Source organism: Longimicrobiales bacterium (genome assembly GCA_028823235.1).
Taxonomy (GTDB): Bacteria; Gemmatimonadota; Gemmatimonadetes; order Longimicrobiales; family Gaopeijiaceae; genus UBA2589.
Genome location: JAPKBW010000010.1, coordinates 15,197 through 27,987, shown reverse-complemented (window position 1 = coordinate 27,987; position 12,791 = coordinate 15,197). Strand labels below are relative to the sequence as shown.

The window sequence follows — 12,791 nt, the reverse complement described above, 5'->3', positions numbered from 1 at the left end:
ATAGCCATGCCGTTCAAGTCGTGGTGTCGCGACTTATGCGCGAGAAATCGCACGATTTGGGCCATTCCTTAACCGATCTGAATCGGACGTCCCTCGAGGCCTACGAGCGTGCTTCCTTCGGAGAATCCTGAGTACAAAGCTTGTTCAGGTGGTGGGATCCGGTCTTTGGATTCGAGTGCCTCATCGGCCGCTTGGTCCATTTCGATCGTCACTTCATTCTCGATCTCTTCGAGGACTGACGGTTCGACATCCCGCGCCCCTAACCAGGCCTCGAAAAGGCCGACAGGATCCCGCTGTCCCCAGGCGGCAAACAACTCCTCGTCGAATGCTTCGCGGGCTTCACGCTCATCGTGCGTGGCATGCCCTCCCATCCGGAACGTGTCTGCAACGATCATGGCGGGGCCATTTCCCGCACGGCACTTGTCAGCAGCGATCCGCGTCGCCGCATAGACGTCAAGGACGTTGTTGCCGTCGCAGATCATACCGTCGATGCCGTACATGGCGGGCCATGCGTGAAGATCTCCGGCCCCGTGAGCTGTGGCCCTCGTCCCGAGGGCAACCTGGTTGTTTTGGATCACGAAGATGACAGGGAGGTCCTGCACCGCGGCGAGGTTGATCCCCTCATGCGCGGCCGCGCACTTGGTCGCGCCATCTCCCACCCACGTGATCGCGACCCGGTCTTCCTGCCGCGCCCGGAATGACATGGCGATTCCGGCGACGATCGTGACGCTGGTGCCCATGTGACTGATCGGCTGGACGATGCCCGCTTCTAGATCGCCGATGTGGAGATCTCGACCCGCACTCGGAGAATCCGATGTCGCGAGGTAGCCACGGAACATGTCGGAGAGCGGCATACCCATCATATGAAGTGCGGCCGCGTTGCGGATCATCGGAGAGACGACGTCACGGTCCGGATTGAGGGCACTGACGTTTCCGACCGTCACCGCCTCTTCGCCGGTGCCGAGCCATGCCTTCGAGATGACGCCAGTGCGCACCCAACGCTTCAACCCGATGTCGTGCAGGCGGGTGCGCAGCAGGTCCCGGTAGATCGCGAGGAGGTCGTCCTCTGTCAGCGCTGCAATGATTTCAGCGCGCTGCGGATCAGCATCGAGCGTAGCCCCGAAAGCCTCGATGAGCTTCGGATCTGCGGTCCAGTGGAGGTATTCCGGGGGATCGAACGCGGGGTATCGCTTCATGGAAGAAAGTTAGGAGAAGCGCCTTGGCCCCGGTACTGAGGTGGGGACATAAGAAACGGGGGAGATGAAAGGTCTCGATGTCAGGAAGAAGCAGCCCCCCGAGCGTGGGCCAACGAGATTACCTTCACACTCCCCCGCTCACGTTAGCCGGAGTCGAAGCCTCTATGTACGGTCGGCCGCGAGGAGTGTCACTCTCAATTCGGTACGGTTTTGAAATTGACTGAATCGCTACGCGTTGCTCATCCGTGCAACTTTTTTGAGATTGTACTTTTCCAGTCCCATCGACTCGTCGAGGTCCGTTGACGGACGCCGCGCCCGCTCTAGCTTCACCTCCTCGATCTCGCCGGATCCAGGCCGTCGTCGCTCTCAGACTGCTCGAGGTCATGCGTGACATGGACCTGCCCCCCGAGTTCCTCGAAGAAGAGGATACGACGAGGACCATGCCCAGGCGTTTTGGCCTGAGCGATGTCGTCGACCGCCAGATCCGCACGCATAGGGAAGATGTTCGCAAACGGGTGCGGCTTACCGACGAGGACGTGAGGGGGTTGTTTCGGTTTGTAATTCGGCGGCCGGACGGGGCTCAGGTTTTCCACCGCGTCGGAAGATTGCTCGCCGAGGCCGAACGGCCCGCACGCATAGCAAGAATATTGCCACAGAGTGTGCAGTACCGCCTGGCTCGCAGGCACGCTCGTCGGGCGCTCAAGAAGTTGTTCGGCCGTCACGTCGGTGGCTTTGGGCGGGGACCCTTCGTAATCGAAGGACGCACACTCCTGTTCGTCGAAGCAGATCCCGGTGGTGATGCGTGCCACCTGTTGTTGGGCTTCGGAGAGCAGATCCTTGAGCAGACGTTTGGCGGTACTGCGAAGATGACCCACTCGCTCTGTCAGGGCCGAGGCCATGATCTGTGCAGATGGGAGGGTGAGATCGTGAGCGCGGCGATCACGGTCGATTTGCAGGAAGTCGCAGACGATGACGAATTGAACCTCGATGGGATGGATGCATGATTCAGCAGGGAGACGTTGCGCCTGACTTCACACTCGACCGTGATGGCGGTGAGTCGATCACGCTTTCGTCGCTGCGTGGCCGGAAGGTCGTCCTCTATTTCTATCCGAAGGACGACACGCCTGGGTGTACAATTCAGGCCTGCGACTTCAGAGACAGTCTGTCTCGCTTCGACGCGGTCAATACATTGGTCCTAGGTGTGTCAGCGGACCATGTCGATTCTCACGACGCGTTTCGAGCGAAATTCGTCTTGACCTTTCCATTGCTTGCCGACGTAGGCGGAGTCGTCTCCGATCAGTATGGCGTGTGGGGCGAGCGCATGGTGGATGGATCACCTCTTCTGGGCATCGAGCGAGGGACTTTCCTGATCGACGAAGAGGGTCGGCTCGAGCATGTATGGCGTGGTGTGAAGGCCCAAGGACACGTCGCAATGCTGGCGGAGCTGCTAGGGGCCTGAACCGACTCTAGGCGATCAACGCTCGGTACACTCTGAAAATGCAGAGGTCCTGTATAACCGTGCGCCCAGTGTCGCGAGCTTCCCCCGCCGCGTCGTCGGACCGTAGCCCAGTCTGAAGCCAGATGGCTGGCTTGTCCGGCCGAGCCAGCGCAGCATTGACGAACTCACCGGCGACCTCGGACGGTCGGAAGACCAGGACCAGGTCGACGGTCTCAGGAACCTCACCAAGCGATGGGTAACACTCGCGGCCGAGAAGGCGCTTCGCGTGTGGATTCACGGGTATCATGTCGAGGCCTTTCGCGGCCAGGTATGATGGGATCCGTCGCGCCGGCTTTTCCAAGTGTCTCGACAGGCCAACAACTGCGACATGCTGCACATCGCGTAATAGTTCTGCGAGCCGTTCCGCCGTCGGATTGTCCGGATCGGATGATTCCCGGAGGACGCGGCGAATTTCATTGAGCGAGTCCACGGTGGCGAGCTTATCCGCCCAATGGTGGATATCGCAACAGCTGCAAGATCTGCGGAGCTTGGGGTCGCCTCAGTTTTACGGAGTATTCCTGCCTACGCCTCCGGTCGCGTCTGACGCGACACCCGATGTCAGGCCCACCCCCACGACGCCACCGACGACCAGCGTGATGCCGAGCCATCCGACCGGACTAAGGCCTTGAGAGAGCAGGACGGTCGCGAGAACCGCAGCTATAACAGGCTCGATGGCCGTTGCGATCGAGGCTTGGCCTGCGTCGATGTGGGCAAGCGAATCGAAGAAGAGGAAGTGAGCCACAGCCATGGTCAGAAAGCTGAACGTGAAGAGCAGAGCCCAGGCGGGACCGGAGTTGGGGAGGACGATGGGGCCCGTCGTTGCTGGAACGACCAGGACCAGAAATAGGCACGAACCCAGAGTGCTGTAGACGACGGTGGGGAGTGACCCGTAGCGGGGGGCCGCGAATCGTCCGAAGAGCGTGTAGGCCCCATAGCTCACCCCAGCTAGGATCCCCCAAGTGAAGCCGCTCGAGTCGAAAAGGCCGGGAACTTCCTTGGCTCCGAATACGGAGAGCCAGACTCCGAGTAGCGTAACTACGAGAAGAATGAGGCGAGTGCGGTCCGGCCACTCACCGAGCAGTGGTCCGGAAGAGGCTGCGACGACGGCGGGCGCGAGATAGAGCATTGCGACGGTTGATGGCACACCGACTGCATCGGTTGAGAACTGGTAGGCAATCTGGAAGACGCCTACGGCGAATCCTCCCCCGAGCATGAGGATCGCGAGTCCCTGCAGGTCGATGCGCAGGGCAGCTGGCTTGTGCAGGACTACCGCTGCGAGAAGGATCAGACTTCCCACCACAGGCCGAAGAAGCGCGAGGCTTTCCGGTGGGAGCCCCATCCGGAAGAGATTGACCGCGAAGACTCCGGACGAACCCCAGAGCGACGCGGCTGCTACGGCCTCTGCATATCCACGGAGGCGATTGGGACCGGAGGTCACACGTACCCGTAGACCTGATAAAGCAGGATGTACACGATCAGGCCAGTCGCCGAGACATACGCCCACACCGGGAAGACGAAGCGGGCCAATCGCTTGTGGTCCTCGAAGCGCTTCTGCCTCACGAGGTAGAGCACACGAAGTACGAAGGGAAAGACGACGATCGCCAGAGTCACGTGCGAGAAGAGCACGCTGAGGTATACGATCCGAGCCAGGCCTTCCCCTGCGAACTCGTGAGTCCCCGTGAGGATGACCCGAGTCACATAGAAGACGAGAAAAATCCCGGAGGCGCCCACGGCCGTCAGCATGGCCTTCCGGTGACGGTCGACCACCTTCTTCCGAATGAAGATGAAGCCGGTCATGAGCGCGATGGCACTCGTTGCGTTCAGTGATGCGTTGATGAGGGCCAGCATGTCGCCGGCCTCGGTCACGTTCATGCGCGCCCCGCGATCGTGGAGAGTGTCACGAGGTTCGCAAGCAGAGTAGCAGCGACCAGCGTGTGGAGTGTCACCGACGGTACGGCCAGGATCGTCAGTACCGAAGCGACACCGAGAGCGACTTGAGCCACGACCAGTGCGACAGCAGACCACGCTAGCCGTCGGAAGATTCCAGGGACCTCTTGGCGCATAACCCAGAGGGCGATTCCGATGACGAGCAGAGTCGCGAGCAGCGCGAATACCCGGTGAAAAAAGTGTGACGTGATCTGCACATTGATGAGCGGAGGAATGACCTGTCCTAGGCAAAGAGGAAAATCGGGGCAGGATATGCCACCGTCGGTGTGTCGGACAAGTGCTCCGAGGGCCGACTGGAGGAAAATAAATCCGGCCCCAACTGCCGCCCACAGGCGTAGACTGGCGGCGACCGAGGTCGATATCTCGATCGTCTCCTCGGGCGCGCGCTGGTGCGTCGAGGCGGCCAGGAACGTCGCGAGGGACAGGAAGAGGAACGCGAGCGACAAGTGGGTCGTTGAGACCATGTCCGGGAGCTGGTAAATCACGGTCAGTCCGCCGACCACCGACTGGACGAGGAGCAAGGCGATGCCCGCGAGGCATGCTTTGAACATCCACGGTCGGTCGGTAACCTCTCGCCGCACGAGCCATGTCGCGAGGACGAACATGAGGACCAGGCCGCCTGCCACCAGCCGGTGCAGGTGCTCCCAGAAGACGCCACCGGACATCTCGGGGACCATGGTGCCAAAACAGGTTGGCCAGTCCGGGCACGCCAGGCTCGACTCGGTCGCGTGAACGACACTACCGAGGAAGAGAAGCGCGAGAGTCCAGACTACGGTGACCTTGAACGCTCTCGGATGCAGCATGGGTCAGCCGGCCGCCAAAGGTTCGGATGAAAGGGTCGACTCAGACGTGGGCGAAGGGGCCGTCGCCTGAGCAGCCTTTCGGTAGCCTTCGAGCGATACGACGCCCTCCTCCAGCCACTCGAATTCTCCTTCAAGGAAGCGGCGGGCCACAGAGTACGTGGCCACATCGTCATTGCCGAACAGGAGCCGGAAATGCTGTGAGATCCGGCGTCGTGCCTGTCGACAGTAGGCGTCGGCGAGGGCCTCCGCTCCCGTCTTCCCATTCCCCTTTGCGGTAAGCGACTTCGCACGCACGATGGTCGCCGACATGACCATGAGTTCCGAGCCGATGTCTACCACGCGACCGAGGACGGCCTGTCGTTTCTCTAGTCCCGGTCCAAACCGAACCATCGTGTGGAACGTCGCTCGGGCGAGCCGCCGGGACGTTCTCTCGATGTAGCGGAGATGCTTTGCGAGGGTGCCGAACTGAGAGTACTTCGGCCAGGCGCCCCATCCGAGAAACCGGGTCGGGTACCACCAGGCGTAGTAAAGACCGGCGCGCACGAGAGCGGCGGCCTTGGCCCCCAGGGGAGCTTTCGGGTTCACCAGGTCGCCCGCAATCGACAGGTGCCGGTCCACAGCTTCCCGCGCGATGAATAGGCGCATGATCTCCGACGATCCCTCGAAGATCGTGTTGATGCGCATGTCCCGGAGCCAGCGTTCGATGGGGTATGCAGTCTCGCCGCGTGCCTCCAGCGATTCGTGGGTCTCATAGCCGCGTCCGCCACGCACTTGGAGTGCGTCGTTTACGAGGGTCCAGCCAGTTTCCGAGCCCCAGAGCTTGGCGATCGCCGCTTCTAGTCGAATGTCGAAGTGGCCGGAGTCCGCCATCCCACCTGTGAGCTCGACGACGGATTCGAGTGCGAAGGTGTCGGCGGTCATCTTGCCGAGCATCTGAGCGACAGCATCGTGGTGACCGACGGGAAGACCCCACTGGACGCGTGTGTTCGACCAGTCTCGTAGCATTTCCAGGCAGCTCTTTGCTGCTGCGCCACAAAACGCGGGCAGGGCGAGGCGACCCGTGTTGAGGGTGATGAGTGCGAGCTTCAGCCCCTTGCCCTCACCCCAGAGCAGATTCTCACGCGGGACCTTCACGTTCGTGAACTTGATCACGCCGTTCGACAGTGCTCGCAGCCCCATGAAAGAGCACTCGATGACCGTCTCGACTCCCTCCCACTCTGTTTCAACGATGAACGCGGTGATGGGTTTCTTGCGTGCGCCTTCCTTCCCTGGTGTACGGGCCATCACGACGATGATTTGGGCTCGGGGGCCGTTCGTGGTCCAGAGCTTCTCGCCGTTGAGGATCCAGTGCGAGCCGTCTTCCGAAAGTTCGGCTGTGGTCGACAGGTTGGCTGGATCAGAACCCACGTCGTTTTCGGTGAGGGCGAAAGCGGACAGTGCGCCCTTGGCGAGGCGCGGCAGGTAGGTGCTCTTCTGCTGCTCAGTCCCAAACTTCAGGAGTGGTCCTGGCACACCAATACTCTGGTGAGCGGACAGGAACGCTCCCGTAGCGCTGCAGCGTGAGGCCACGATCGCTAGAGCGCGGTTGTACGACATCTGAGAGAGTCCCAGTCCACCGTACGCTTGCGGCGTCTTGATTCCGAAGGCACCTAGTTCGGCGAGTCCATCCAGCACGGCCTGCGGAACGTGCCCCTCGCGATCGTTCGTGTCGCCGTCGATGTGATCTCGGGCGAAGACCTCGAGCTCGGTGATGAACGCGGCGGCTCGCTTTCGCTCTTCCGCGTCCGGCGTGGGGAGCGGGTAGATGAGGTCGAGATCGAAGCGGCCCTCGAAGAGTGCGCGGGCGAAGCTCCGCTTCTCCCAGTTCTGTTCACGCGCCTGCTCGGCTACTTCTCTCGATTCGAGCTCGGTAGCGAGCTTCTTTTCATCTGCCATGATGCTGTTTCCTGCCCTGAGTACCAGTTCGAGGCCGTGTCCCGCCGTCGATTCGGGGTGTTTGTGGCCGTTCTAAAATCTAACAGCGAGTGAGGTTACTCGACTCGGTAGTCGGTAGACGGACGGTCAGCCCAGAAGGAACTCGCCGATCTCGTCGGCTCGATCGCGGGCGTCTTTCTCGCCGATCTCAATCAGAGCCGTCAGATAGTCAGGCTGGAAGAGAATCATACTGAGCACGTCGGGGCTCTCTGTCTCTTGGGTACCGAGCCCTCGCGTCAGGAAACGGAAGGACCTTGGGAGCTGGGCTTCGAATTGAGAGGCGAGCTTTCCCAAGTCCTCCGACGGGCGGAGCACGAGAAGCTTTGCAGGCTCCAGGCCATGTCGTTGCTTTTCGGGCAGTGTCTCGAGGAGGCGGTTCACTCTTTCGAGTCGCAGTGCATCGTTGTCGAGCTGATCGAGAAATACCGCGTTCAGGAGTACGCCGGCGACCTGAGCCGGGGGCGGATATCCTTGTATCGCAGAGGTAGAAGCTTCGTCCTCGGTCCGGGCGTACCGTGTCGAAATTGCCATGATGCGGCGTGCCCCGAGGTGCAGCGCCGGGGACAAAGGTGCAGTGAGGCGGATCCCGCCATCACCGTACCACTCGTTCCCCAGTCTCACTGCCGGGAAGAGCAGAGGGAGCGCGGCCGATGCCATGATGTGTTCGATCGTGAGTGTCGTGTCCCGTGTAAGCCTCCCTGGGCGCGACCACGGCTCGATGTTGTCACCCTGCAGCCACGTGACGGAAGAACCGGTCGAGTAGCTCGTCGTGCTTAGCGCGACCGCCTTGAGCTTACCGCGGTCGATGTTGTACTGAATGCCCGTCACTTCGCCGTCCACCGCGTGCAGCGCCTCGGTGAGGTGCTTGCGCAGCGGCTGCGTGTTGACGAGTCCACGGACCTGGCTGCGGGCTCCTCCGATTCCACCGGACCCGAGTCGCTTTAGCCACCGCATACTGTTCATGGCCAGCGACCGGGCGTCGACTCGAAATACATGATCGACGGTGAGCGTGGACCACAGGTGGGACAGCTCGTCGACCGCCTGCAGGAATGTGCCGTGGTGCGATGCCAGCAGCGCGGCGTTCAACGCTCCGGCTGACACGCCGGTGATGTAGGGAAGGTGCAGGTCGGGGAAGCGGCGGGCGACGCAGCGCAGCAATCCCACCTGGTACGCGGCCCGGGCACCCCCTCCCCCCATGATCAGGCCGAGGTCATCCGGTCCGTGACCGGTATGCGCACCCGCAGACGGCACCAGCAGGTCGATGCCGGGAGCCGTCACCCCACAATCGGCCGGCCGATAGCCATGATGCCTGCCGCGACCAACCCGAGTGCGACCAGCGCGCCTACCAGATGCGGTGCGAACGTCTGCTGCTCGGCCGGCCGGCGCTTCATGATACCGTGGACTATGTGTGCGACAGTTGCGGCGAGAACCATCATCACGATGTGCCCACCCAACTGCGGGTAGAAGCCAACGCCGAAGAAGATGTTCATGAAACCGAGCAGGATCGTGACATCGATGACTCCCGTGAATGCTGCCGAAAGGATCTTCATCTTTTTGTCGTACCCAGCCCCCGTGGCGATTCCGTACGCCGCGTAGAGAATGACGAGGATCCCCAGAAGGAGAACGAGGTATCGGAAGCCCGAATGTGCATGAAGAAGCATGATCGTTAGCCCGGGGTTGATCGTCCGCGTTACGGGCACCGCGCCCGTGATGTCGAAGAGGAATCTAGCAGTGCGTCTCGCTGTGCGGTCCGAGACTCAACCGCCCGGCCTCATGTCCACGCCGGTGCGGATCTCAGCCACCGAAATTGGCACCTCTGGTCCAAAGCCTTCATCGACGGTCCAGACCCGGGCGAGGTAGTCGCCGACTGGGGCGACGCCCAGTTCGAAGGCGCCATCCGGGTCGGCAAACACCGCATAGGGACTCGCAGTCACGAACACGAAGGCCCTCATTCCCGGATGTTCGTCACACAGGATGTCGTAGCCACCCACCTCGGTGAGCGTGATTTCGATTCGATCGCCGGGCAGAGCATCGCTGTCGAGCAGCATTGTCTTTGCGGCAGGGTCCCACACCTGGACGTTGTGAGTGAGAGCTGACTCGCTGTTCATGAACACGAGTGTGGTTCCCGCCTCGACGACCAGCTGAGTGGGGGAGAAGACCAGCCCGAATTGATCGATCACCGGGTTGTCAAAGGCGAACGGAGAGACGCCGACCTCCGATTGAGCAGTCGGTGCGGGTGCCATCACGACGGCTGCCGGAACCCCGCTTCTAGCCGAGGGCGCTTGGCCGTACACGCCCTCTGCCGGAGTAGACGGCTCGTGGGTCGCCGCCGAGCTACCATCAGCTCCGCACCCGACGAGCGTGACGGAAGCCAGAAGGAGGAGTGTCTGGTTCATCTCCTAACCCCCTAACTCCACCTGGGCCTCATCGAAAAGCCGACGAGCATCCAGTACCTGGCCTCTCTGTGTCTGCGTCGGGGGATAAAGCGTCCCGGGGCGAACCTGCCCGCCGTTCAAGGCCTGGTAAACCTGCTGCACGAGACGACCGGCAGCTTGGACTTTCTCCTGTGGGGTGGTCGGCATGCCCCCCCCGCGACCGAAACCACCGCGTCCGCGTCCACCGCCACCGATATCGTTCGCTTGCGAGAACGTCTGGATCTCAGAGGTCAGGGCCATGGCGTCGAGCATGAACTGCTCACGGCTGATGTACATAGCCTGGCTGATCGGCATGGCGGGGTCGCCGCGCACCGCTACGTGCGTAGTCCCATGCTCACCGCCGGCTTCGACGGTGACCACGTACTCGCCGGGCGAGACCCACGGACCGCGATTTCCAATGTTCCTTGCGAGGGCAGGATTCTCCCAGCGTGCCCACTGCTCGGAATCATCAGTGCCGTGCCGGAGGTCCCAGCTGACTCGGTGCGTCCCCACCCCACTTGGGACGCTCAACTCACGCACCGTCACTCCGGACCGGTTGGTGACGCGCATGGTCGCGCGGCCACTTCCGGACGTGATCCGGTAGGTGATTTCCACTCCGTCGACAGGATTTGTGCCAGCGAAGGCGTCCTGTCCTCGATAGGAAGTGTCCTTCCGATAGATCTGAACCGTTCCCATCGCGGACGAGAAGACCGTGATGGGCGCGGACGCGGCACCCCACTCGGCGATCGCGCGTGTGTCGTCCAGGATGAGCATGCCCTGGCCGTGTGTCCCGAGGATCAGATCCCTCTCACGAGGATGGATCACCATGTCGTCGTAGTGCGTGGTTGGCAGGTTCGGGACTTTCGCCCAGTTCATGCCGGCGTTTGTGCTCACGAACACTGCGTGCTCGGTACCGACAAAGAGAGCCTGGGTATTGTCAGGGTGCTCTACGATGACGTTCACGACACCCATCTGTGGAAGCCCTGCGTGGAGGGGTTCCCAGGACATGCCGAAGTCGGTCGTCCGGAAGACGAAGGGTCTGAAGTCCCCGTCGCGGTGGCCGTCGAAGGTCGCGTAGGCTGTGCCGGGTGCATCGAACGACGCCGCGATCCGGCTCACATAGGTGCCAGCTGCGAGTCCCGGTACGTTCCTCGAGACCTCGGCCCAGGACGTGCCGGCATCCCGGCTCACCTGGAGATTTCCATCGTCGAATCCTACCCAGAGGACCGACGGATCGATCGGAGATTCGTCGAGCGTGACGGCTTCACCGAACGATCCCGTGCCGTCGTTGCGCGAGATCGTAATGTCTCGCCCAAGCACGCCCATCAATTCCAGCTCGTCGCGATCGATTGCACGGCTGAGTTCCTCGGTTGCAGTCCAAGAACTGCCCCGGTCCTTCGACGTAAAGAATCGATTCCCTGCGACGTACAGAACGCTAGGATCGTGCGCGGAGAGCATCATCGGTGAGGTCCAGTCGAACCGATAGCTCGTGCCGAGCGGCGCGTGCGGAGAGATGTCCTGGATGTCTCCGGTATAGGTGTCGTAGCGGAAATAGCTACCACCGTTGGAGCTCCCGTAGCTGTAGCGCTCGTTGCTTGGGTCGGCTTGCCAGTACATACCGTCACCGAAGCCGTTCTGCCTCCAGTCGTCGTTGAGGATTCCAGCCCAGCGTCTCGTCTCGGACGGACCGAAGAACGAGTGATTGTCCTGCAGGCCTCCGTAGACGTAGTAAGGGTCGCGCATGTCGACCGCGATCGCGTAGAACTGGGAGATCGGGAAGTTGTTGATGCGCCGGAAAGTCACGCCCTGATCGTAGGTCTCGTTCAGCCCGGCGTCGCCCGCGAGAAAGAGATGGTTCGGGTCGTTGGGGTCGATCCAGATGGAGTGGTGGTCTGCGTGAACACCGACGTCGTACGTGGGGGCCAGGGCAATGTTCTCGAAGGATCGCCCCCCGTCATCGCTAACGAAGGAGCGGGTTGCGAGTGTGTAGACACGTTGATCGTCGGTGGGGTCGATGAAGATGTGCGAGTAGTACATCGGGCGGATGTTCTGGTCGTTTACCTTCTCCCAGAGGAGGCCGCCATTCTCCGTGCGATAGACGCCCTGGGCGTCGGAGTCTGCGCTCTCGACCAACGCCATGAGGACCTGCGGGTTCGACTCTGCGAGCGCGATCCCGATGCGGCCCTTGTCGCCCGAGGGCAGGCCTCCTTCGAGCTCGATCCAGTTGTCTCCGCCATCGGTCGACTTCCAGATGCCGCTCCCGGGCCCTCCGCCGTTGAAGCCCCACGTCCGACGCAGCCTCTGGTAGGTGGCCGCGTAGACGTTGTCCGGGTTGGACGGATCGATTGCCATGTCGATCACACCCGTGAATTCGTCTATATAGAGAACCTTCTCGAAACTCCGTCCTCCGTTCGTGCTGCGGTATACACCGCGATCATCAGAGCCCGCCCACAGGTTCCCGAGCGCCCCGACGTACACGACATCTGGGTCTGACGGGTGGATGACGATTTTTCCGGTGTGCCGTGTTTCTTCGAGGCCGAGATGGGTCCAGCTGTCCCCTCCGTCCTCGGAGCGATAGACGCCGTTTCCGTACGACGTAGACTGTCGATTCTGCTGCTCGCCCGTCCCCGCGTACATGACATCAGAATTCGACCGAGAGATCGCGATGTCGCCGAAGGTACTGACAGGCTGATCAGCGAAGACGTTCACCCATGTTTGCCCGCGGTTGGTGGTCTTCCAGAGTCCACCCGAAGCGGCGCCTACGAAAATCGTCGACGGGTCGTTCGGTAGCGCCTCGACATCGTGGATGCGTCCGCCGGTTACTGCGGGGCCGATCTGGCGGGGATACATGGTCGCCATGTCGGAGGTCGAGATCGCCGCTTGCGCAGTGGCCGCGGTCGGCGAGGCGAGGGCGATTACTGCGACGAGGCCGAAGCCGAACGATGCACGAGTCATGATT

12 protein-coding genes are annotated in these 12,791 nt (G+C 61.7%); 2 read left to right on the top strand and 10 right to left on the bottom strand.

The features are described from left to right. Window positions 1-68: 68 nt before the first annotated feature. Window positions 69-1,196, bottom strand: coding sequence for a thiamine pyrophosphate-dependent dehydrogenase E1 component subunit alpha (locus OSA81_07490; protein ID MDE0898843.1), 1,128 nt, complete (start codon window positions 1,194-1,196; stop codon window positions 69-71). 299 nt (window positions 1,197-1,495) lie between these two features. Between OSA81_07490 and OSA81_07485 the strand changes: the two genes are divergently transcribed. After that, the gene (locus tag OSA81_07485) at window positions 1,496-2,200 is read left to right on the top strand and encodes a hypothetical protein (GenBank protein ID MDE0898842.1); all 705 of its coding nucleotides are present in this window, start codon (window positions 1,496-1,498) and stop codon (window positions 2,198-2,200) included. After that, on the top strand, window positions 2,197-2,655 hold the full coding sequence (bcp, locus tag OSA81_07480; protein ID MDE0898841.1) for a thioredoxin-dependent thiol peroxidase: 459 nt from the start codon (window positions 2,197-2,199) through the stop codon (window positions 2,653-2,655). The genes OSA81_07485 and bcp overlap by 4 nt, the downstream gene beginning before the upstream one ends. A gap of 7 nt (window positions 2,656-2,662) precedes the next feature. Here the strand turns inward: bcp and OSA81_07475 are convergent, their stop codons facing one another. The 9 genes from OSA81_07475 to OSA81_07435 form a co-directional block, all read right to left on the bottom strand. Continuing rightward, complete coding sequence (locus tag OSA81_07475) at window positions 2,663-3,124, bottom strand: CoA-binding protein (protein MDE0898840.1); 462 nt, start codon at window positions 3,122-3,124, stop codon at window positions 2,663-2,665. Between the two features lie 75 nt (window positions 3,125-3,199). Next, window positions 3,200-4,132 carry an EamA family transporter gene (locus OSA81_07470; protein ID MDE0898839.1) on the bottom strand — a complete coding sequence of 311 codons (933 nt, stop codon included), beginning with the start codon at window positions 4,130-4,132 and terminating at the stop codon, window positions 3,200-3,202. Next, the gene (locus tag OSA81_07465; GenBank protein ID MDE0898838.1) at window positions 4,129-4,566 is read right to left on the bottom strand and encodes a DUF420 domain-containing protein; all 438 of its coding nucleotides are present in this window, start codon (window positions 4,564-4,566) and stop codon (window positions 4,129-4,131) included. The genes OSA81_07470 and OSA81_07465 overlap by 4 nt, the downstream gene beginning before the upstream one ends. Then, entirely contained in the window at window positions 4,563-5,444 is an 882-nt protein-coding gene (locus OSA81_07460) for a COX15/CtaA family protein (GenBank protein ID MDE0898837.1), read from the bottom strand. Before OSA81_07460 ends, OSA81_07465 begins: the two co-directional genes overlap by 4 nt. 3 nt (window positions 5,445-5,447) lie before the next feature. Beyond that, window positions 5,448-7,379 (bottom strand): acyl-CoA dehydrogenase family protein, encoded by a 1,932-nt coding sequence (locus OSA81_07455; protein MDE0898836.1) that lies wholly within the window; start codon window positions 7,377-7,379, stop codon window positions 5,448-5,450. 126 nt (window positions 7,380-7,505) lie between these two features. After that, complete coding sequence (locus tag OSA81_07450; GenBank protein MDE0898835.1) at window positions 7,506-8,696, bottom strand: patatin-like phospholipase family protein; 1,191 nt, start codon at window positions 8,694-8,696, stop codon at window positions 7,506-7,508. Further along, window positions 8,693-9,118 carry a hypothetical protein gene (locus OSA81_07445; GenBank protein ID MDE0898834.1) on the bottom strand — a complete coding sequence of 142 codons (426 nt, stop codon included), beginning with the start codon at window positions 9,116-9,118 and terminating at the stop codon, window positions 8,693-8,695. Before OSA81_07445 ends, OSA81_07450 begins: the two co-directional genes overlap by 4 nt. Before the next feature lie 57 nt (window positions 9,119-9,175). Beyond that, window positions 9,176-9,814, bottom strand: a complete 639-nt coding sequence (locus OSA81_07440) for a plastocyanin/azurin family copper-binding protein (GenBank protein MDE0898833.1) — start codon at window positions 9,812-9,814, stop codon at window positions 9,176-9,178. A gap of 3 nt (window positions 9,815-9,817) precedes the next feature. Then, a complete protein-coding gene (locus tag OSA81_07435) occupies window positions 9,818-12,787 on the bottom strand; it encodes a hypothetical protein (GenBank protein ID MDE0898832.1) in 2,970 nt (989 codons plus the stop codon). Window positions 12,788-12,791: the final 4 nt, after the last annotated feature.